Origin of the sequence: Thermodesulfatator atlanticus DSM 21156 (assembly GCF_000421585.1) — a bacterium.
Lineage (GTDB): Bacteria > Desulfobacterota > Thermodesulfobacteria > Thermodesulfobacteriales > Thermodesulfatatoraceae > Thermodesulfatator > Thermodesulfatator atlanticus.
Window position 1 is genome coordinate 40,834 of the sequence record NZ_ATXH01000002.1, and the last position, 21,188, is coordinate 62,021.

General features: G+C 44.0%; 18 protein-coding genes. 8 read left to right on the forward strand and 10 right to left on the reverse strand.

Annotated features, from left to right (window positions below):
* Positions 1–218 precede the first annotated feature (218 nt).
* The 3 genes from ppsA to H528_RS0101105 all read left to right on the forward strand — a co-directional run bounded on the left by ppsA (position 219) and on the right by H528_RS0101105 (position 5,245).
* Positions 219–2,651, forward strand: coding sequence for a phosphoenolpyruvate synthase (ppsA, locus tag H528_RS0101095; RefSeq protein ID WP_022852510.1), 2,433 nt, complete (start codon positions 219–221; stop codon positions 2,649–2,651).
* Positions 2,652–2,738: 87 nt separating this feature from the next.
* Entirely contained in the window at positions 2,739–3,890 is a 1,152-nt protein-coding gene (locus H528_RS0101100; RefSeq protein WP_157608058.1) for an MFS transporter, read from the forward strand.
* A gap of 101 nt (positions 3,891–3,991) precedes the next feature.
* Entirely contained in the window at positions 3,992–5,245 is a 1,254-nt protein-coding gene (locus H528_RS0101105) for a type II toxin-antitoxin system HipA family toxin (RefSeq protein ID WP_022852512.1), read from the forward strand.
* An 18-nt stretch (positions 5,246–5,263) separates the two neighbouring features.
* Here H528_RS0101105 and aroD read toward each other — a convergent pair whose 3' ends face one another.
* The 10 genes from aroD to H528_RS0101155 form a co-directional block, all read right to left on the reverse strand.
* Positions 5,264–5,929 carry a type I 3-dehydroquinate dehydratase gene (gene aroD, locus H528_RS0101110; RefSeq protein WP_022852513.1) on the reverse strand — a complete coding sequence of 222 codons (666 nt, stop codon included), beginning with the start codon at positions 5,927–5,929 and terminating at the stop codon, positions 5,264–5,266.
* Complete coding sequence (locus tag H528_RS0101115) at positions 5,930–6,535, reverse strand: IMP cyclohydrolase (protein ID WP_022852514.1); 606 nt, start codon at positions 6,533–6,535, stop codon at positions 5,930–5,932.
* A gap of 26 nt (positions 6,536–6,561) precedes the next feature.
* The gene (ahbC, locus tag H528_RS0101120; protein ID WP_022852515.1) at positions 6,562–7,746 is read right to left on the reverse strand and encodes a 12,18-didecarboxysiroheme deacetylase; all 1,185 of its coding nucleotides are present in this window, start codon (positions 7,744–7,746) and stop codon (positions 6,562–6,564) included.
* Positions 7,747–7,750: 4 nt separating this feature from the next.
* Positions 7,751–8,107 carry a response regulator gene (locus tag H528_RS12100; protein ID WP_022852516.1) on the reverse strand — a complete coding sequence of 119 codons (357 nt, stop codon included), beginning with the start codon at positions 8,105–8,107 and terminating at the stop codon, positions 7,751–7,753.
* Positions 8,104–9,819: an AAA family ATPase gene (locus H528_RS0101130; RefSeq protein ID WP_022852517.1), complete on the reverse strand. Its 1,716-nt coding sequence runs from the start codon at positions 9,817–9,819 to the stop codon at positions 8,104–8,106. Before H528_RS0101130 ends, H528_RS12100 begins: the two co-directional genes overlap by 4 nt.
* A 47-nt stretch (positions 9,820–9,866) precedes the next feature.
* Positions 9,867–11,687 carry a replication restart helicase PriA gene (gene priA / locus H528_RS0101135; protein WP_022852518.1) on the reverse strand — a complete coding sequence of 607 codons (1,821 nt, stop codon included), beginning with the start codon at positions 11,685–11,687 and terminating at the stop codon, positions 9,867–9,869.
* A 1-nt stretch (position 11,688) separates the two neighbouring features.
* Positions 11,689–12,570 (reverse strand): UTP--glucose-1-phosphate uridylyltransferase GalU, encoded by an 882-nt coding sequence (galU, locus tag H528_RS0101140; protein WP_022852519.1) that lies wholly within the window; start codon positions 12,568–12,570, stop codon positions 11,689–11,691.
* Positions 12,571–12,632: 62 nt separating this feature from the next.
* On the reverse strand, positions 12,633–13,205 hold the full coding sequence (locus H528_RS0101145; RefSeq protein ID WP_157608060.1) for a hypothetical protein: 573 nt from the start codon (positions 13,203–13,205) through the stop codon (positions 12,633–12,635).
* Positions 13,202–14,377, reverse strand: coding sequence for a type IV pilus twitching motility protein PilT (locus H528_RS0101150; protein ID WP_022852521.1), 1,176 nt, complete (start codon positions 14,375–14,377; stop codon positions 13,202–13,204). The genes H528_RS0101145 and H528_RS0101150 overlap by 4 nt, the downstream gene beginning before the upstream one ends.
* Positions 14,374–15,465, reverse strand: a complete 1,092-nt coding sequence (locus tag H528_RS0101155; RefSeq protein WP_022852522.1) for a type IV pilus twitching motility protein PilT — start codon at positions 15,463–15,465, stop codon at positions 14,374–14,376. The genes H528_RS0101150 and H528_RS0101155 overlap by 4 nt, the downstream gene beginning before the upstream one ends.
* A gap of 442 nt (positions 15,466–15,907) precedes the next feature.
* Between H528_RS0101155 and H528_RS0101160 the strand changes: the two genes are divergently transcribed.
* The 5 genes from H528_RS0101160 (at position 15,908) to H528_RS0101180 (ending at position 21,101) form a co-directional block, all read left to right on the forward strand.
* On the forward strand, positions 15,908–16,783 hold the full coding sequence (locus tag H528_RS0101160) for an AEC family transporter (RefSeq protein WP_022852523.1): 876 nt from the start codon (positions 15,908–15,910) through the stop codon (positions 16,781–16,783).
* 245 nt (positions 16,784–17,028) lie between these two features.
* Entirely contained in the window at positions 17,029–17,694 is a 666-nt protein-coding gene (ftsE, locus tag H528_RS0101165; protein ID WP_022852524.1) for a cell division ATP-binding protein FtsE, read from the forward strand.
* On the forward strand, positions 17,691–18,566 hold the full coding sequence (locus H528_RS0101170) for a cell division protein FtsX (RefSeq protein WP_022852525.1): 876 nt from the start codon (positions 17,691–17,693) through the stop codon (positions 18,564–18,566). Before ftsE ends, H528_RS0101170 begins: the two co-directional genes overlap by 4 nt.
* Positions 18,567–18,580: 14 nt before the next feature.
* Positions 18,581–19,711: a murein hydrolase activator EnvC family protein gene (locus tag H528_RS0101175; RefSeq protein WP_157608062.1), complete on the forward strand. Its 1,131-nt coding sequence runs from the start codon at positions 18,581–18,583 to the stop codon at positions 19,709–19,711.
* A gap of 7 nt (positions 19,712–19,718) precedes the next feature.
* Positions 19,719–21,101 carry a S41 family peptidase gene (locus tag H528_RS0101180; RefSeq protein ID WP_022852527.1) on the forward strand — a complete coding sequence of 461 codons (1,383 nt, stop codon included), beginning with the start codon at positions 19,719–19,721 and terminating at the stop codon, positions 21,099–21,101.
* Positions 21,102–21,188: the final 87 nt, after the last annotated feature.

The following is a 21,188-nucleotide window of genomic DNA, read 5'->3' on the forward strand; positions in this document are numbered from 1 at the left end:
ATTTGTGTTTTGCAAAGGTATAAAAAAATTTTTTAAATCATTATTCTTGGAAAAGAATTCATCTATTTACTTGACACCTTTTTTGTAAACTTGATAAAAAATCAAGCAGGATGAATAAAAACATAACCAAATTTCTCAATTAAATGTTATTATATCTTGCTGAGAACCGATATAAAAAAAGAACCAAAAATATTTAAATCAAGAGGAGGAAATCCTTTATGAGTAATGAGCCTCTTATCATGTGGTTCAACGAAATTTCCATTAAAGACGTACCCTTGGTAGGCGGAAAAAATGCTTCCCTGGGTGAGATGTTCAGAAGCCTTACTCCCAAAGGGGTAAACATACCCGATGGCTTTGCGGTAACCGCAGCTGCTTATCGCTATTTTATCAAAGAAAACCACCTTGATGACAAAATTCGTGAAGCCCTTGAAGGCCTTGACACCCACAATATCAAAGACCTTCAGCGTCGGGGCAAAAAAGTAAGGGATATGATTCTTAAGGCTCAAATGCCTGAAAAACTTGCACAAGCGATTAAAGAAGCCTATCACCAGCTTGAGGAAAAATATTATCCCGATGTTGACGTTGCAGTGCGTTCTTCTGCCACTGCTGAAGACCTACCTGACGCATCTTTTGCCGGTCAGCAAGAGACCTTTTTGAACGTCCGCGGAGCAGAAAACGTAATCGAATACACCAAGAAATGCTTTGCTTCGCTTTTCACTGATCGTGCCATCTCGTATCGTCAGGACAAAGGCTTTGACCACTTTAACGTCTATCTCTCGGTTGCTATTCAAAAGATGGTCCGAAGTGACGCGGCATCTTCAGGGGTTATGTTTACCCTTGATACTGAATCAGGCTTCAGAGACGTTGTTTACATTACCGGAGCCTGGGGGCTTGGTGAAAATGTAGTCCAAGGGGCCGTAAACCCTGATGAATTTTACGTTTTCAAAACTACCCTGAAAAAAGGCTTCCGCCCCATTCTCTCTAAAAAGCTAGGCACCAAAGAACTCATGATGGTCTATGGTTCAAGTAAGCGCTGCCCCGTAAAAAACAAAAAGACTCCTAAGGAATTGCGGCAAAAATATTGTCTTACTGATGACGAAATCCTTAAGCTTGCCGAGTGGGCCGTTATTATTGAAGAACACTACGAACGCCCCATGGATATTGAATGGGCCAAAGACGGTGATGGCAAAGAGATAGGCACAGGGGAGCTTTTCATCGTCCAGGCCCGTCCCGAAACCGTTCACGGCACCAAAAAAGAACAATTCTACGAAATTTATAAACTAAAAGGAGAAGGCAAAGTCCTTGCAGTTGGGAAGGCGGTTGGTAGCAAAATTGGCCAGGGTAAGGCCCGCGTCATAGAAAGTGTCTCTCAGATCCAAGATTTTCAGCCTGGGGAAGTCCTTGTCACTGACATGACCGACCCGGACTGGGAACCCATCATGAAAATTGCCTCTGCTATTGTCACGAACCGCGGAGGCCGTACCTGCCACGCGGCCATTGTTTCCCGTGAGCTTGGAATCCCCTGTGTGGTTGGAACCAACAATGCCACCGAAGTTATTAGCACAGGGATGGAGGTAACCGTAGATTGTTCTCAAGGAGAAGATGGCTACGTTTATGAAGGGCTTATTCCCTTTGAAGTAGAACGCATTGACCTTACCAAAGTTCCGCGCACACGCACCAAAATCATGATGAATGTTGGTATCCCTGAGAAGGCCTTTGTCCAGTGCCAGTTACCTAACGACGGCGTAGGCCTTGCTCGTTTAGAATTTATCATTGGCTCCCACATAGCAATTCATCCCCTAGCGCTCCTTAACTACGAAGAATTAAAAGAAAAAGCCAAGAAAGACCGAAAGATCCGCAAAGTTATAAAAATCATCGACGAAAAAACGGCAATGTACGAAAACAAGGCTGATTTTTACAGTGACAAACTCGCCCAGGGAATCGCTATGATCGCTGCGGCCTTTTATCCCAAAGATGTTATCGTGCGCCTTTCGGACTTCAAGAGTAACGAATATGCCAACCTCGTGGGCGGCTACCTCTATGAACCAGTTGAACACAACCCCATGCTTGGTTGGCGTGGGGCCTCACGTTACTACGACCCACGCTTTGAGCCCGCCTTTGCCCTTGAATGCAAAGCCCTTAAAAAGGTACGCAACGAAATGGGGCTTACTAACGTAAAGGTCATGGTACCCTTCTGCCGCACGGTAGATGAAGGTAAAAAGGTCATCCAGGTAATGGAAAAGTACGGCCTTAAGCAAGGAGAAAACGGACTTGAAATTTACGTAATGTGTGAAATTCCAAGTAACGTGATCCTTGCAGACGAATTTGCCAAAGTATTTGATGGATTTTCCATTGGCTCAAACGACCTCACCCAGCTGACCCTTGGACTTGACCGTGACTCTGAGCTTGTGTCTCATATCTATGATGAGAGAAACCCCGCGGTGAAAAAGCTTATTGAGCACGTGATTAAAGAAGCTAAGGCCGCCAAGAGAAAGGTTGGTATTTGTGGCCAGGCGCCTAGTGACTTCCCCGATTTTGCAGCTTTCTTGGTAGAATGCGGCATTGATTCTATGAGTATCACCCCTGATACCATCATTAAGACCATTCTCCTTGTAGCTGAAAAAGAAAAAGAACTTGGCATTTCAGCCTAGCGTCTAAAGAAGGGGCGAGGCTTCCCTCGCCCCTTCTTGCTTGTTTTAAAATATGTTTTTAAATATGATCCGTTAAATCTTTCCTTTGTGAAAAACCCTGCGTCACATACCCTTTATTTGCTTTGTTCGCTTTCTGCGGCTGGGGCCTTTGCCCTTTCTACTACGGCTTTTTTCATGCCGGTTTATCTGAAACAAATAGGATTTTCAGGCCAGCAAATAGGTGTTCTTTACGCGGTGCTGAGTATTACTTCGATAGTGGCTTCCTTTCCCTCAGGCCTTGCAAGTGACCGCTTTTTTGCCAGAGACTTAATAGCTCTTGCCCTTTTTCTTATGGGGACTTCCCTTTTTATTAAAAGCGAAACCTCTCTTTTTCCCATATTTTTGGGCGCTTACTTGGCCTATGGCCTCGGGCAAAATCTGTTTCGGGTAAGCCTCGACGCTTTATTGTTTAAAACTTTTCCGCAAGGCGTAGGCAAAATATATGGCATTTTTAACGCCCTGCGCATGGCTGGTTTCACCCTGGGTGGAGTTGTTGGTGGGCTCCTTTTAGGCAGATTTGATTTTGTCTTCACCTTAAAACTAGTAAGTGGGCTTTACTTAATACTGATTTTTTATCGTTTTTTGCTCCCTAAAAATGTTCCGGTTAAGTTTGGGCTAAAAAGATACTGGTTTGATTTCTGGAAACCACGGGTCCTTTTCTTTGCTCTTTGGCTTTATCTTTTCTATCTGCACTGGGGAGCAGAGTTCACCAGCTATGGCCTTTTTTTGAGGGAAAACTTAGGCCTTTCGCTTTCAGGCATGGGTTTTTACATGGCAAGTGAATTTGCTACGGTTGGTATTGCTTCCTATCTCATGGGAAATCTACTTCACCGTGGGGTTAGTCCTTACTTTATCGCTGCTTTGGGGCTTTTTTGTTCGGGGATAGGCCATATGGGAATGGTTATAGAAAATCTTCCTGTTAGTCTCTTTTTCAGGTTGATACATGGCTTTGGCGACGGCACCATTATGGTTCTTTCCTATGTTGGGATTGCCAAGCTTTTTAAGGTTGAACGTATCGGTGGAAACAGCGGACTGATAACCTTTGCCATTATGCTTGGGAGTTTTACCGGTGCCCTGATCTTCGGGCCTCTAGGGGAGAAGTTCGGCTACGGTTGGCCTCTTTTTGTCTCTGGGTTGATAACTCTTTTGCTGATTCCTTTTGTTTTGCTGCCTAAAAAGGCTTTTAAATTTGTAGATTAGAAAGTTTAATTACTTAAAAGACCTTTGCAAAACTTTGGATCTTTGCGCTTGCAATCGATCTCGGCAATTTTGCATAGGTCTTGATTAAAAGGAGCTTAGTTTTGTTTCAGGAAAGAAGATTAAAAGTCTGGCTGGTTGATACTAAAGGGACCCCTCATCCAGTGGGGGAACTTCGTGTAACACCAGAGGGAATCGCCTTTCGTTACACATCTTATGGGTTTATCATCGACCCCATCAATCTTCCCTATACTCCCGAAGAAATAAAAACCCAAGAAATAGAAAAACCCCTTTTGGTTTTTGATGATACCATACCTGACACCTGGGGGCTTAAGGTTCTTTCTAAGAAATACAATTTTAATTTTGGCAAATGCCGCCACATGGCCCTTGGCTTTGGGGATTCCTCAAGGATTGGGGCCATTTTATATTCTGATCCTGAGGACAAAAGGCCACCCAGACCGACCTGGGTAAACTTCCAGGCACTTAAAAAGAGCCTTGAAAAAGTTAGCTCCTTTGACGTTAAGATAATTGAACAAGCCCTTGATTTTCTCGGCATTTCAGAAGTCAATATCGGCGGAGCTAAACCTAAGACTACTCTGGTTGATTTTCAAAATCGTCCCTGGCTGGTCAAATTTCCTGCTAACAACGACCCTAACCCCACCGTAGTGGCCAGGGTAGAAGTAGAAGGGCTTTCTTTTGCCAGAGACATCGGCTTGGAAGTTCCTCTTTTTTGGTTGGTAAAAACCGGAAACATTTTTTCTATAGCAGTAAAACGGTTTGATATAACTTCGCTTAAGTTGCCTTACCTCGGACGACAAATGGTAATTTCACTAAGCACCATGATGGGTGGCCTTGAAATGTTTGACGAAGGCTACGAAAAAGCAGCGCATTTGATCAAAAATATCTCAAGTTACCCCAAGCGTGATGTTTATAGCTTTTTCAAACAAATGGTACTTAACTGGTTCATCGTAAACACCGACGACCACCTAAAAAACTTTTCTTTTCTATGGAACGGAAGAACTATCAGGCTCTCACCAGCTTACGACCTGGTTGGCAACCTATGGGGTATGGCGGAACATACCATGCCCATCAACGATAAAACCAAAGACATAACCCCTGACGACCTGATCAAGGCAGGTAGCCAAATGGGTATCCCCTCTCACATAGCCAAAGAAGAAATAAATTACATGGCAGAAAGGGCAGCAATATATTACGAACGCCTTTTGGGCATTGAAGGAGCAGAAATGCTTGCTGAAAGAGTAGAAGAAAGGCTTTCATTTTTTGAGAAAAAAATATTTGTTAAAAACAACTTTCCAGAAAGCTCTGATCCTTCTCAAGAAAATCCTCAAGGGCTTTAGTAGAAAGCAGACGATAGCCTACAAAAAGTCCAAAAATTTACGCATAGTTTGCGCATCAATCTGCCCAGGAGCGGCTTTTTGGTCAACCTTCAAGGCCGCGTAACTCCAGGGAGAACCAAGAAGCAAACAAACAAGCCGTGAAAACTTACCAGCCTCCCCCATGGCAAAGGCAATCAAATCAAGCCCGAGTTCTTTTTTGGCCCAAGGTATTAGATTTAGCGGGATAAGGGCCTCTTCGCTCTCGTAGGCAAAGGTTACAATCTTGCCAATATCAGCGCCTTTTTCTTGCATACGTGAAGCGATTTTTTTTAGTTCATCAAGGGAAGGGGTGCCGCGAAAGTCATGGAAAGATAAAACAAGCTTGGTTTTCTGGCAACATGCCTTTAGCTCCCGAATAGCTGTATCGCCTGCAGAGAGTTCAAGATCAACAGCATAAACACTTGCTGTAGCAGCCTCTTTTAAAAGAGATAGCCTTTCTTGCAGAGAAACTTCTTTAAAACCCCCTTCTTCTTGGGCGCGAAAGGTGAAAAGAAGGGGTTTTTTAGCTTTTTCAAGAAAAGGCATTACGGCAGGGTCAAGAAGGGCATCAAGGCGTATTTCAACCATATCAGCCGCCTCTTGAGCTTCTTCAAGTGAAGAGGCGGCCTCTTTTAAAGTTTTCCCTATAAGAGAAACACAAATCATTTAAGAAAGAGAAGATGGATCAATACTTTTCAAGTAGTTGGCAATAGCGGTATCATATTGGCTGGTGGTTTCAAAGACCTTGCGCGCCAGCTCAAAACGTGTCTTAAGGGTGGTTTCCCCGCCGTTTTCTTTCATTTCCGCAAGTACCCGTGCGTAATCTGAGGGATCAACGATAACTGTCACATCGCGGAAATTTTTCGCTGAGGCGCGCAAAAGAGTTGGACCGCCTATGTCGATATTTTCAATGGCGGTGTCAAGATCTGCTCCCTGCGCTACAGTCTTTTCAAAGGCATAGAGGTTTACTACTACCATATCAATTGGTTCTATGCCCTGTTCTTTTAGCTGGCGCATGTGTTCTTCGTTTGAGCGAATGGCAAGAATGCCACCATGGATTTTGGGATGAAGTGTTTTTACCCTGCCATCAAGCATTTCTGGAAAACCTGTGACTTCAGAAACGTCTGTTACCGGAACACCGGCCTCGCGAATAACTCTTGCGGTGCCGCCTGTTGAGATTATTTCCACGCCCATTTCGTGTAAGGCTTTGGCAAAATCAGCAACGCCTGTTTTATCTGTAACACTTATAAGCGCACGTTTAATTTTGGCCATCCCTTCCCTCCCTTAAGAGCTTTTTACTAAGCAATCCCTATTTCTTCGTCTGTAAGATAGCAGGCAGGATCAGGGGCCCAGAGGTCTCCAGTGGCGGCCTCAGCACGCACCCGAAAGTTACCTGCACAACAATCAAGAAATTTGCATTTAGCACAGCGACCTTTTACGTGTTTCCATTTTTCTTTTAGTTTAGCCATAAGGGGGTCACTGGTATCCATCCAGATTTCGCTAAAGGGGCGCTCACGCACGTTGCCAAAAGAATAATGGCGCCAGAATTGGTCCGCATGTACCGAACCATCCCAAGAAACGCAACCAATCCCAACTCCAGAGTTATTCCCTCCATTCATGCGAAGGAGTTCAAGGACCTCTTCAGCCCGCGGGTTGCCTTCGCGCTTCATGCGCAGATAAAGATACGGACCATCAGCGTGGTTATCTACCGTTAAAACTTCTACTTTTTGGCCTTTGTCGTGGAGTTCTTTGGTACGATCGATGATGTAATCCACCCAATAGCGGGTCTCTTCGTGATTTAAGTCTTCTTCCATGAGTTTTGTGCCGCGACCGGCGTAAACGAGATGATAAAAACAAATGCGCGGGATGTTTCTTTCTTCTACCAGATCAAAAACTTTCGGAATTTCCTGGGCATTTAAGCGGTTTATCGTGAATCTAAGGCCTACCTTTATCCCTTCAGCCTGGCAGTTTTCCACGGCCTCCATAGCCTTGGCAAAGGCCCCTTTTACTCCGCGAAACTTGTCATGTACTTCCTCAAGGCCATCAAGGCTAATCCCTACGTAAGAAAGTCCAAGCTTTTTTAACTCCCGGGCAAGGGGTCTGTCTATCAAGACACCATTGGTGGAAAGAACTGCTCTCATGCCCAAAGAAACAGCTTTGTGGATGAGGTCCAATATGTCTTCACGCATAAGAGGCTCGCCACCTGAAAAAAGAAGCACCGGGGAGCCAAACTGGGCGAGGTCCTCTATCAAGGTCATGCCTTCTTTAGTAGTTAACTCGTCCGGGTCGGCACTTGCCGTGGCATGGGCATAACAGTGAATGCAGCGCAAATTGCAGCGTTTGGTGACGTTCCAGACTACAACAGGCTTTTTATCCTTGGAAAACTGTAGCAGATGAGAAGGTAAATCTTTGGCACGACGCCCATAACGCAAAGGATCAGAAGCTTCTACCGTGCCACAATAAAGCTTAGAGATTCCTATCACTTTATCACCTCACGTAATTTTTTATGATTTCTTTTATTTTATCAGGATTAAGGGGTCTGGTAAGATAAGCGTCACATCCGGCGTCAGTAGCGTCTTCTTCTTGCTTTTCTTTGCACTCACAAACTACAACTACAGGGATCTTCTCTGTCTGAGGATCGTTTTTTAAGAGCAAAATCGCTGAAAGACCGTCTAACACCGGAAGCTTTCTTTCTAGGATGATAAGGTCTGGCAAGAGTTCTTTAGCCAAATCAAGAAGTTCTTGACCATCAGAAGCCCTTACCACTTCAACCGCTTCTTCCCGTAAAATGCGTTCAAAATCAATGGCTAACGCGTCTGCCAGGGCTAAAAGAACTTTTCTCATGATGTTTTGGTGTAATAAGTCTGTCTTACCAGGCGGTTTAGATATTCCTCTGGTTGTTCAACCGCCTCGGGAGGAATCACAAATTGCACCCGCCCGGTTCTTTCATTTACCAGCCTTAAGCCATACTCAAGCAAATTCAAAATACGGTCACAATAAGCGTAAACTCCCTGATCTCTTTCAATAATATGCTTTAGTACTAAATCAAGAGCTTCATCTGAAAAAGAAACCTTAAATCCCGTGCGCCTTTCAAAACTTCTTTCGTAATTTTTTACCTGACGCAACAAAATGAAAAGCTCATCCAGGGCCTGGTGAAGATCAAGATCATCGCGCCGGTGAAGGGCAATGGCAAGTTCCATGCGGGAAGGTGTAAGTTTCAATCCCTTGGTGCGCATAAGATTTTTTTGGCGGGCTTCGATGAAGCGCTTAATCCTTTCAGTTTCTTCTTCTAAAGCACGATGGTATCTTTCTTCCCACTCTCTCTCCCGAAAAGAAGTTTCAAGCTTATTAAGCATAGCCTGGGGGTCTTCTACCAGTTCTTTGGTAACCACCAAAAACCTGGCCTTAAGAGAGGGAAGCCTTTTTTCAAAAGGTATAAGGGCTCGTTCTATAACACGGACAAGGGCCCTTGCTCCTGTTTTTTCTTTTTCTGCTTGAATGGCAAGGAGTTTTAAGGCTTCGTCCTCAAAAACAAGCTCAATACCATAGGCCCGAAAGTCCCGCTTTTTGTTGACAATTACCGAGCTATTGGGATTACACAAAATTTCGTAAAGGTCATCAACAGTGAGCGGATCAAAGACCGTGATCACCGGAAGACGCCCTACAAATTCAGATTCAAAACCGTATTCGATTAGGTCTTCTGTTTTAACAAAACGAAAATAATTGACCTCAGCGTCGTGTTTAGAGGCCACCTCAGCCATAAAACCAAGGCCCTGCTTGTGCAGGCGTTTTTTGATAATTTCTTCAAGCCCTCCAAAAGCACCTGAGACCACAAAAAGCACATAGCGGGTGTTAATAGTGCGGCGTTTGCGTTGCCCTGTGCGGCGATAATGTTCAATGGCTTCTAATTGGCTTACCGGATCATGCGGCACCCTTAAGTCAACTTCAGTTTCTTCAAGTGGCTTGAGAAGCGCTCGCTGAACCCCTGTACGCGAAACATCAGGCCCTATAAGGCTCCCTGAAGATGCAATCTTGTCTATTTCGTCGAGATACACTATGCCAAATTGGGCCCTTTCGATATCACCTTCGGCTTCATGGACTAAATCCCGTATCAGGTCTTCAACATCTCCACCCACGTAGCCTGTTTCGCTAAATTTAGTGGCGTCTCCCTTTACAAAAGGCACGCCGAGCTTTTGGGCCAAAAGCTTTACCATGTAGGTTTTCCCAACACCGGTGGGCCCTATCATGATGACGTTATTCTTCACGAAACCTGCGTCCTGAAAGCGCCCTCCCCGCTCAAGCATGTAACGCACCCTGCGGAAATGGGTGCAGATCTTGGTGGCAAGTACGGCTTTGGCTTCTTTTTGGCCAATAACGTATTCGTCAAGATAACTTTCTAAATCCTCAGGGGTTAAGTCAAAGTTGATAAGGGTTTGCTGGGAAGGTGCGCCTCTTTGGGCACGACCTTGGGTTCCAAAGCGAGGGACAGCCATCTTTTCTCCTATTAGTTTTTTTTGGCTTTTAGTATAAGACGGTAAAAATTTATCATCTTCCATATAGTTTATGCATGATACTTTTTGCTGGGATTATTGGCAAGAAGAACCTAAAGGGGACTCATGTCAATCACCAGCCTCAAACGATTGCCGTACCGGCTTTTGAGTTCATTCTCAACCTTTAGAAGCTCTTCGTGAAGTTCTTGACTCCTTTCCGCCACCACGAGATAATGAAGTTTTTCCTTACCCCGCAAACTCTTAAAAAGAGGGCCAATAAATTCTAGTCCCATATTCAGAAACAAGGGCTCTAAAAAAGCTGGAATCTCTTCAAGAATCTCCCTTTTAGTCGCAAGAATAAGCTCTGCTACCCTGCCAAAAGGCGGAAATTTATGTAAATGTCTGAACTCAAGTTCTCTTACAAAAAAGGCCTCATAACCTTCTTTTAAGCCAGCAAAAACATGATGAAAAGGTCTATATGTTTGCACTAAAAACTCAAATTTTTCGTTATTATGCGCTATTAAGCTTAATTTTTTAAGTAATTGGTAAGATTTTTCTGCTGCCAGATAACTTGCCTGAGAAAGAAGCTGGTCTGCAAGCACCACCGCAACAAGCCCTAGGCGAGGAAGAGGAGAAAACCTTCCCACTTTGGCAGTGCAAATCAAAATGTCTGTTTCTTCTGGTGAAAAATCGCCTTCTTCACTCTCAAGGCGTGCAAGCCTGGCTTGTGGAAAGAATTTCGCACAAATTTCTTCGAGGCGTTCTGTTCCCACCCCAAGGGTCTTTAAAACTTCGCCACTACAGGAAGGGCAAAGGGGAAAACCTTTTATTTTATAAGCACAATAAGGGCATTTAAGCATGCCTTTTGTTTTAAAGTAGTGAAGAGGCACATGACACCTGGGACAATCAAAAACGTGCCCACATGTTTCGCAGAGCACATGGGGGGCGTACCCCTTTATATTTAAAAAAAGAAGGGCCTGTTTGTTTCTGGCTAGTGTTTTTCGCAAGGCGTTAATAAGTTTCTGAGAAAAAAGGCCTTTATTTTCTCTAAGGTCAACAAGCTTTATTTCTCCTTGGGGCTTTTTTCCCGAGGAAAGACCATAGCGGCCGGTTTTGGCAAAATAGTAACTCTTAACCGAAGGTGCCCCTGAAGCCAAAACAATTTCTGTTTCTTCAAGCTTAGCACGCATAAGGGCAAGGTCACGAAAATTGGCCCTGAAACCCTCTTCTTGCTTATATCCCTGGTTTTCCTCTTCTTCCACTACGATGAGAGAAAGGTTTTTAAAAGGCAAAAAAAGGGCAAGGCGCGTGCCAATGACCAGTCGCGCATCTCCCTTTAAAACATGAAGCCACATATTTTTGCGTTTTGCAGGGGTTAGATCTCCGTAATAAAGAAGGGGGGACATTTTTTTTAATATTTCCGCATAATAAAAAAGAAGCTCCCTATCAGGGACAAGGAAAAGCACCGGGCCTTTTTCAAGAGAGGTCTTTACTTTTTCAAAGAGTTTTTCCGCCCGCAGCTTAAGTTTTTCAAAAAAATAAAGACTTGAATGATAGCCAGGGCTTAAAGGAACTTGCTCAGCAATTTCTTCGATTTTTTCGATTTTTCTTCTTTTGGGGAGCCGAAAAAAGCTTGCTGGTATGGCGCATCTGATGACTTCACCTTCAGGGGCTAGATGATAATCAGCAACCCATTTTAAAAAAGAAAGAAGTCTTTCAGGAACAAGAGGGGCCCCATCGATTACTTCTGTTATCTCTTTAAGGTCTCCAGCAAAAGTTGCCTCTCCCCATACCAGGCCTATCTTCTGGGTATTTTTAAAAGGAACAAGGACCCTTACGCCTTTTGGAATAGTTTCTTTGAAACGATAGGTAAGGGGCTTTAAACGATAGGGCAGGACCACATCAACTGCCCTGCCCTTTTCTTCCTTGGGCATGTTACTCAAGTTCTTTAAGTTTCTCTTTCAGGTAATTTTTCACCTTTTCGCCAAGTTGGGGGTGTTTTAAAGCAAAAGTTATCACCGCTTGCATAAAACCAAACTTATCCCCAGCATCATAGCGGGTACCCTTAAATTCGTATGCATAAACGGGATAATCGTCTTTTAGGGCGGAAAGGGCGTCTGTCAATTGAATCTCACCGCCTACACCGGGTTCTGTCTTGGCAAGATAATCAAAGATTTCTGGAATCAAGATATAGCGGCCAATGATGGCAAGGTCAGAGTCTATTTCGTCTGGAGCCGGCTTTTCCTTCATCTCCCGCACTCTGATAATCCCGTCACCGACTTTTTCGCCGGCTACGATACCATAACGGGAAACATCTTCTTTGGGCACGCGTTGAACCGCAATAACCGGGCCCTTAAAACGCTCAAACACCTCAAGCATCTGCTTAAGACACGGGGGCTCAGCATCTACTAAGTCATCTCCTAAGAGCACTGCAAAGGGCTCCCTTCCAACCACATGGCGCGTTACGTAAATGGCGTGTCCTAGGCCAAGGGGTTTTTTCTGGCGCACAGAAACAATATCTTCAATAAGATTGGTCACCCTGCGCACTTCTTCTAAAAGGTCATATTTGCCCTTTGCCTCCAGATATGATTCAAGTTCGTAGGAATAGTCAAAGTGGTTTTCAATGGCGGACTTCCCAGCAGCAGTGACCAAAATAACTTGTTTGACGCCTGAGGTTACGGCTTCTTCAACAATATATTGGATGGTAGGACGATCAACCACCGTAAGCATTTCCTTGGGAATGGCTTTTGTAGCGGGTAAAAAGCGCGTTCCTAGCCCAGCCACAGGAAGAACCGCCTTTTTGATACTCTGCGACATATACCTCCTCCCTCTTATCAGCTTTTTAGGGATAGATAAGTCTTAGTATTTAAAAAAGCAAGTTAAATTTCTTTGCCAAGGGCCTCTTCTACCTGCTTAAGAGGGGTATAAAAGTCTTTCCAGATTTTTTGCCCCCGCTCAAGAACATCGGCAAAGCGTTCAAGATCAGAAGAGTTCATGACCATTTCTATGCTTTTAAGATAGGCAAGGCGTGGATCAAGAGTCCTTGCACGAGAAGAAATCCATACCACAAACATCTGCCTACGCTCAGGCATGGGCAAAGAATTCAAAATAGCAAGATATGGCTTGATAGCATTTTCGTCTTCCGTAACAAAGACAATGAGCGCGGGGGTGTTAAAGCGGAGCCATTGATTCAACAACGAAGGTTTCTTGATGGTGCGTACTTCATAGCCGCTCTGAGTTAGCTTTTTTAGAAAAGCGGCTCTATCACCATCGCCTTCCCAAAAAACAAGAGCAAGGGGTTTGTCAAGCAAAAAGGTAGGTTCGCTTAGACTTTCAACGCTTTCAAGGGCTCCACCACACTCGGGACAGGGAAGGGACAAAAAAGTCAGATCTTCGCGTTCTCCTTTTAATTGGTAGCGTTTCCCACATTTGGTGCATCTTACTTCGCTCACCATTTCCTCCTGGATTCGATTTCAACGGTAAGGGTTTCTTCAAGGTCGCTTGTTCTTTCCCCTCTTTTGGTTTTTATCAAATCAATACCGCGGCCCACCACATCACGGCGGTGGCAGTAAGCAAGGGCTACTTCCTCGTCAATTATGTCTTTTTCGTAAAGGTAAAGGAGATGTTGGTCAAAAGTCTGCATGGAATAAGGAGAACCTTTACTCATAATGTCATAAAAAGTTCGGTTTTCGTCTTCGCCGTGGATAATGGTTTCTTTCACCCGGATGTTGTTGTAAAGGATGTCAAAAATGGCCACACGTCCGCCCTGTTTTTTGGGGATAAGCTTTTGCCCCACTATCCAGCGGATGGTGTCTGCAAGACGCATGCGAATCTGCCTTTCCTCGTCAATATTAAAAAAGCCAAGAATGCGGTTAATGGTGTTTCCTGCACCGATAGTGTGCATGGTGGAAAAGACAAGATGCCCTGTTTCTGCCGCAGAAAGGGCAACTTCCATGGTCTCGCGATCTCGAATTTCACCAACCAGGATTACATGGGGCGCCTGACGCAAAGCCGCACGCAACCCGCTTGCAAAAGTATCAAAATCGCGACCAAGCTCACGCTGGTTAAAAGTAGCTTTAGCAGCCGTGTGCACATACTCCACCGGATCTTCAAGGGTAATGATGTGAACAGGCTCGGTGTGGTTTATTTCTTCAAGAATAGCCGCAAGGGTGGTGGTTTTACCCTGGCCTGTGGCACCAGTGACCAAAACAATGCCTGCTTTTTCCTTGGCAATCTTATAACATGCCGTAGGCAGCCCCAGGTCTTTAATGCGCGGAGGGCTTGAAGCAAGCTTTCTCATAACAATGGAATAAGCCCCTTGGGAAGAAAAGACATTTACCCTAAAACGGGTGCCATCTGGGAGGTGATAGGAAAAATCCGCAGAACCGGTGAGCAATAGGTCTTTTAGCAGGCGTTTTTGTTTCCCAATGAGGGCAAGGGCCAGAACTTCTGTCTGAAAAGGGGTAAGTTCCTGCAGAGGAAAAGAAGAAACTTTTACCGGGGTAAGACGCCCGTCTGCTGCAACTTGAAGGGGTCTTCCTGGGGTGAAAACAAGGTCGCTTATTCTTTCTTTGGTGCGCGCTAAGCGCGAAATTAGTTCGATAACCTCAGCAGGTCTTATCATACCGCCACCTCAGTAAAGTCAGATATCTCTTTTCCTTTTACAAGGGGTAAGAACCTGGCCTTATCGACGGCTTTGTTAACTGCTTCTTCGGGAGAAATAAGGCCTTTTTGTAAGAGTTCCATGATGGAGTCATCAAGGCTTCGCATACCAAATCGTTTACCTGTCTGGATAACCGAAGGAAGCTGATAGGTTTTACCCTCACGGATAAGATTTCTGGCCGCAGGTGTGGCAATAAGAATTTCAAAGGCCACTACACGACCAGGTCTGTCAATGCGTTTGAACATGGTCTGAGAAACTACCGCACGAAGCGCATCAGCAAGTGTCGAACGGATTTGTGGTTGCTGGGCATGGGGAAAAATCTCAATGATACGGTCAACGGTCTTGGGAGCATTTAAGGTATGTAAAGTGGCCAATACCAAGTGACCGGTCATGGCGGCCTCTATGGCAAGGGAGATAGTTTCAAGGTCTCGCATTTCGCCTACCATGATGATGTCCGGGTCTTCACGAAGGGCAGAACGAAGCGCCGCGGCAAAACTTTTGGTATGAACCCCGACTTCCCTTTGGTTCACCAGACAACCATATGATTTATGAACGAATTCGATAGGATCTTCGATGGTCAAAATATGATCCTGACGGTTTTTGTTGGCATAATCAATAATGGCAGCAAGGGTTGTGGATTTACCGGAGCCTGTTGGCCCGGTAACAAGCACCAGGCCCTTGGGAAGCATTGCTAATTTGGTAAGAATTGAGGGAAGGCCTAGTTCTTCTGCCGATTTCACCTCTGAAGGGATAAGCCTAAAAACAGCTCCTACGCCGTTTTTTTGTTGAAAAAGATTTACACGAAACCGCGCAAGCCCAGGGAGCTCAAAACCAAAATCAATATCTCCTGTTTCTTCAAAGACCTTGATACGCTCCTCTGGCGTTATTTCATAAAGCATGGCTTTGAGTTCATCATTTTCAAGGACTTTGTATTTGACCCTTTGAAGGTCACCGTGAATACGCATAAGGGGCGGGTTACCCGCGGCCATATGGAGGTCAGAAGCTCCACTTTCCACCATGAGCTTTAAAAAAGCATCTATTTTTGCCATAGGCCCTCCTTTCCTTGGATTAAAATCGGAGATCTTCAAATAAGTCTTAAATTGAAACAATGAGGGTCGCGGAGTTATTAGGGGGCATGTTTTATCCGTCAAAGGTGTCATCGCGAGGCGACTTGGACGCCCGCGTGATCCCTCACAAACCCGTCATCACGGGGCGACTTGTACGCCTGGGTGATCTCATGAGATTGCTTCGGCACTTCGTGCCTCGCAATGACACGCAAAAAGGCGCTCGCAGTAACATTGTTCAAGTGTCTCCTGTTTTACGCTCCTAGTAACATGAGAACCCTGTTACCCGGTGCGTTTGGATCCCTTCCTATTTTTCGAAAAATAGGAACGGAGCAATGTAGGCCAAAAAACTCTCAGTAATAAGGAACGGATCCCTTGCAACTCTGATACGTTTGCAGATGGAAATTTTTTATTATGCTTTGGAGATATGGTAAAAATCATTGTCCCTTTTATTTGTGCTTATCTTTTAAAAAGACAGAAAATTTTTCATGATGGTCATTCAACAGCGTTAATTAACTATGTCATATATTTTGCCCTGCCTGCCATAGCTTTTAAAAGCGCTTACAATATCGATATAAGCGCTAATTTTTTCAAGTTAATCTTAACCTGCTGGTTGGTAACTTCTGTTTTAATAGGAGTAGGATACCTTACTGGAAAGTTTTTATTTAAACTAAAAAACGAAAATCTAAAAACATGGCTTTTAGTCATCTCATTTGGTAATACAGCCTTCTTGGGCTATCCCTACACCTTCAACTTCTTTGGCGAAAAAGGTCTTCACTATGCCATAGTATATGACACCTTAGGTTCTTTTGTATTTGTTTTAACTGTGGGCTTTTTTATTGCCGTAGGGAAATTAAATGTCAAAGAATTTATTTCTTTTCCTCCGGCATGGGGATTAGTATTGGGTTTTCTTCTAAGAAGCTTTAATCTACCTAGGCTAGTTTGGGACTCTATAGAATTTGTCATTCCCTCAATTTTTCCAGTAATAATATTCGCAATAGGTTTATCAGTGGATTTAAAACAAATCGGACTTTATTTTAAAAGAAGCCTATTTATAGAAACAACGAAAATTTTCTTAGGCGCTTTTTTAGCTATTCTCATTGGAAAAATGCTAGGTCTTTCTGGACTCCCCTTTAAAGTTGCTATTTTAGAAGCTTCTATGCCCACTATGATATTTACCGCTGTGCTCGCTTTAAAATATAAACTTAACCATAATTTAGCAGTCAGTTCTGTAAGTCTAGGGATTTTAATGAGTTTTTTAACTACCCCATTTATTGTAAGATTAATCCATTATCTTTTTTGATAAGAATGCAAAATAAAAACATCAATAAGGGGTATTTTCAGCTAACATTGCTTCAGGAGATCCGTTCCTATCTTTCGTCCCGAAAAATGGGAACGGATCCTCAAAATCAAATTGCAAAAGTCTATGATAATTATTCAGAAAATTTGAGAAACATCCCGATACTATTGAAAGCATATTAGCCATTTAAAAACTTTGAGCAGAAAGAAGCATTGCCAGACCAAAAAGGATTGCTATAATCGCGGCTGATGGAAGATTTTTTGCGTCTTGAACGGGTATCTAAGGTCTATGAACCTAACATCAAGGCCCTTGATGAGATTACTTTCTCAGTAGCCAAGGGGGAATTTGTTTTTATTACCGGGCCAAGTGGTTCAGGGAAAAGCACGCTTCTTAATCTTATTTTCCGTGCAGAAAAACCTACTTCTGGAGAAATATATTTTGAGGGAAGGCCTTTATCTAGCTTTTCGCGCAAAGAAATACCTTACCTTCGCCGTAAGATAGGCTTTGTGTTCCAGGATTTCAAACTCCTTGAAAACCGAAGTGTTTTTGAAAACATCGCCCTTTCTCTTGAAATTCAGGGAGTACCTGAGGGCGAAATAAGACACAGGGTGCTTCGACTGATAAAACGACTTGGGCTCTCTGGAAAAGAAGCCCAACCAGTAAGGCAGCTTTCTGGTGGCGAAAAACAGCGCGTAGCCCTAGCGCGTGCGGTTATCAACCGTCCGCGGCTGCTTTTAGCGGACGAACCTACCGGAAACCTTGATGCTCGCCGTACCGAAGAAGTTATGGAAATATTCGAAGACTTAAACGCCGAAGGCACCACTATCATTCTTGCTACCCATGATGAAGCCCTTTTTGTGGATCGCCATCGCAGGGTATTAGTCCTAGATGAAGGGAGGCTTCTTAATCCGTGAAAAAGCTCCTTTCACGCACCATAAAAGAATTTCGTGCCGCGGCCTTTGCCTATCTTGCCTCAACCCTTGTTATTGCGCTAGGGCTTACGGTGTTTTCCTTCTTTGGGCTTATTTATTTCAATCTGGTTCATTTTACCGAAGAAGTAGCGAAAGAGTTGGTGCTAAATGTTTATCTTAAACCTGAGACGAATTTCACTGCGGCGCAAAATCTAATTTTTCAATTAGAAAAAAATCCGTTAGTGGCGAAAGTTTCTTTTGTTCCCCCTGAAAAAGTCCTTGAGGATCTAAAACAACTTTTCGAAGAAAAAGAGCTTCTTTCAGGGGTGGAAGCGAAGTTTTTGCCCCCTGTTCTTTTGGTTTCTTTTAAAGACCCATTTGAGGCTGCCGGGAAACTAAAAGCACTTTCTGCTGAAATTGCGCAAAACCCCGTGGTTCTTAAGGTACAATTTGCCAAAAGCTGGTTGATGCGCCTTGCCAACATAAAGCGTTTTCTTGAAATCTTTTCCCTTTCAGGGCTTTTGTTGGTTGGCCTTGCCACCTGCTTTGTTATCGGCTTAGTGGTGAGCTTTTCGCTAGCTCAGCGCGAACGGGAACTAGAAATTCTTTCCTTGGTGGGTGCTACACCTGGTTTTATACAAGGGCCTGTTATTTTAATCGCAGCCATAGAAGGGCTTTTGGCCTCTGCCTTTGCTACCGGGCTTGTCTATACTTTAAAAATATATCTTGAAGACGCAATTAAAGGATTTTTCCCGGGCTTTTCTGGGAAGCTACTTTTTTGGAACGAAATACATCTTACGATAATCACAATCGGGGTGATCGCACTTTGCATGGCAGGATCTTATTGGGCCTCACGGCGTTATTTGCGCTACTAATAGCGCCTTGCACCGTGGCCCTTTCCGAAAACCTGGCTCCGCAGGAACTTTCCGAAAAATCTGCTATTTTGGAAGAACTTAGCGCTAAAGAAAAAAAAATCCTTACCCAACTAGAAGACCTTGCCCAGAAAATAAACCAAAAAAATCAAGAAATAGAGCAACTGGAAGATGAAATTGCCAAAAAAGAGCTCATTCTCTACCAGTTATCCCATGATATCCGCCTACGGGAAGAAAAATTAAAAGAACTTGAAAAACGCTTTTACAAACGCCTTGAAAAACTAGCTACCATGGGAAAAGTAGGTTGGATAAATCTCATCCTATCCCCTGGGGATATTTCTTCTTTTCTGCGCAAACAGGAATACGTAAATTTGATTTTTCTACATGACCAGGAAATAGCCAAACGCCTTCATCAAGAAAAGCTCGCCCTTGAGAGAAAAAAATCCCTTCTGCAAAAAGAGATAGAAAAACTAAACGCTCTTAAAGAAAAATACCAGGAAGATAAGCTTGTTCTGGAAAGGTTAAAAACAGAAAAACAAGCCCTTTTAGAAGAAGTCAGGCGCAATAAAAGGCTTTATGCGGAAACCCTAAGAATGCTTCAGGCTGCCTATGCTGCCATTGGCAAAATGGCAGAAGAGCTAGAAAAAACGCGCAAAGAACTTGAGGCCACCAGAAGCCGCGTTGAAGAGATCAAAAGAGAGAAAGAAGAGAACCAAAACTTTATTCCTCTTTTTGAGGCCAAAGGTTCTTTGCTGCCACCTGTTCCTGGGACTGTTATCAAATTTTACGGGTTAGAAATCGACCAAACCACCCATGAAAAGCACTTTAATAAGGGCATTACCATCGCAGCGCCTGCCATGACTCCGGTAGTGGCTCCTTTTTGCGGAAAAATTCGCAAAATTTCTTTTGTGGCCGGCCAGGGAAGCATTATTTTCTTAGATCACGGTTATAATTTCTTGTCTGTTATCGGTGGTTTGGGTAAGGTTGAAAAAGAGCTCGGAGATTTTGTTAAAAAAGGTGAAGTCCTGGGTTATGTGGGAGAGGCCCCCTTTGGCAAAGCTCATGTTTACTACGAGTTGCGCTACAAAGGCAAACCCCTTAACCCCTTGGACTGGCTTGATACCGACAAATTAAATTTTTTACCGTGAGGTGCCCATGAAAGAGAAAAAGGTTTTTTCAGCAGTTTTTTTGGCGATTTTAGTTGTTTTTTTACTGGGAACTTTTCTGGGGAAAACAATTCTTTCCGCATCAACCAAAAAAGACCAAAAAGATATTTACGAACAGTTACGCCTTTTTAGCCAGGTACTAGATCTTGTAGAAAAAAGCTACGTAAAAGAACCAGACCCTCAAGAGCTTATTTACGGTGCCATTCAGGGGATGCTCTCAAACCTTGACCCCCATTCTTCTTTCCTAAAGCCCGATGATTTCAAAGAACTTGAGATTGAAACCAAGGGCTCTTTTACAGGGATCGGCATTGAGATCACCATCCGCGACGGCATACTCACGGTGGTAGCCCCTATTGAAGGAACTCCTGCCTGGAAAGCAGGCCTTAAGCCCGGGGACAAAATCATCAAAATAAATGGTAAACCCACCAAAGGGATGAGCCTCATCGAAGCGGTTAAGCTTTTGCGTGGCCCAAAGGGCACCAAGGTCACCATCTCTATTTTGCGTGAAGGCTGGCACGAACTAAAAGAAATCACCCTGGTTAGGGATGTTATCCCCATAAAAAGTGTCAAGTACTTCACCATTGAACCTGGTTACGGATACATCCGCATAAGTAATTTTCAGGAAAAAACCCCCAAAGAACTTGTCTCAGCGCTTAAGGCCCTTGAAAAAGAAAACAAACCCATGAAAGGTCTTATCATAGACCTGCGTAACAATCCTGGCGGGCTCCTGAGCGCGGCGGTAAGGGTTGCGGACGAATTTATCGACAAGGGCCTTATTGTTTACACCAAAGGCCGTATTAAACAACAAAACATGCGCTTTGAGGCCACGCCCAATACGCGCAAACACCCCTACCCTATCGTAGTGCTGGTAAATGAAGGCAGTGCTTCGGCCTCTGAGATCGTAGCAGGTGCCCTTCAGGACCATCGCCGGGCAGTGCTGGTTGGTATGCCTACTTTTGGAAAAGGCTCAGTGCAAACTATCATTCCGCTTCCTGACGGCTCAGCGGTAAGGCTTACCACTGCCCTTTATTACACCCCAAGCGGGCGTTCTATCCAGGCCAAAGGCATTGAACCAGACATCAAAGTTCCTTTCCTTGATCCTGAATGCCTTAAAAAGGCCGAAAAAAGAAGGGCCTTGCGTGAAAAAGACCTGGCCCATCACTTTGAAAACGGAAACTTAAAGCAAGACGAAGGCACGCCTCAAGAACAGAATCAGGAAAACCAAAAATCAGAGAAAGAAAAGCAAAAGGAAAAAGAAAATTCCTGGAATGTTTCCTGGAACAAAGAAAGATTTAAGTACGACAATCAATTTCAAGAGGCGTTGCGCATTCTCAAAAGCTGGAAAATCCTAACTGAAATCAAGACCAACTAATGGCCAAGAAAAAAAGGACCAAAAAGCCCGCCCCATCGGCCCTGGGGTGGGCTTTTTTATTTCTTTTGTTACTAACGGCCATTCTTG

Excerpts from the sequence above, each read along its gene's own strand:
- ppsA (WP_022852510.1), top strand. The coding sequence starts at position 219 with ATGAGTAATGAGCCTCTTATCATGTGGTTCAACGAAATTTCCATTAAA.
- aroD (WP_022852513.1), bottom strand. The coding sequence starts at position 5,929 with ATGATTTGTGTTTCTCTTATAGGGAAAACTTTAAAAGAGGCCGCCTCT.
- H528_RS0101115 (WP_022852514.1), bottom strand. The coding sequence starts at position 6,535 with ATGGCCAAAATTAAACGTGCGCTTATAAGTGTTACAGATAAAACAGGC.
- H528_RS12100 (WP_022852516.1), bottom strand. The coding sequence starts at position 8,107 with ATGAGAAAAGTTCTTTTAGCCCTGGCAGACGCGTTAGCCATTGATTTT.
- H528_RS0101130 (WP_022852517.1), bottom strand. The coding sequence starts at position 9,819 with ATGGAAGATGATAAATTTTTACCGTCTTATACTAAAAGCCAAAAAAAA.
- priA (WP_022852518.1), bottom strand. The coding sequence starts at position 11,687 with ATGCCCAAGGAAGAAAAGGGCAGGGCAGTTGATGTGGTCCTGCCCTAT.
- galU (WP_022852519.1), bottom strand. The coding sequence starts at position 12,570 with ATGTCGCAGAGTATCAAAAAGGCGGTTCTTCCTGTGGCTGGGCTAGGA.
- H528_RS0101150 (WP_022852521.1), bottom strand. The coding sequence starts at position 14,377 with ATGATAAGACCTGCTGAGGTTATCGAACTAATTTCGCGCTTAGCGCGC.
- H528_RS0101155 (WP_022852522.1), bottom strand. The coding sequence starts at position 15,465 with ATGGCAAAAATAGATGCTTTTTTAAAGCTCATGGTGGAAAGTGGAGCT.
- H528_RS0101160 (WP_022852523.1), top strand. The coding sequence starts at position 15,908 with ATGGTAAAAATCATTGTCCCTTTTATTTGTGCTTATCTTTTAAAAAGA.
- ftsE (WP_022852524.1), top strand. The coding sequence starts at position 17,029 with ATGGAAGATTTTTTGCGTCTTGAACGGGTATCTAAGGTCTATGAACCT.
- H528_RS0101180 (WP_022852527.1), top strand. The coding sequence starts at position 19,719 with ATGAAAGAGAAAAAGGTTTTTTCAGCAGTTTTTTTGGCGATTTTAGTT.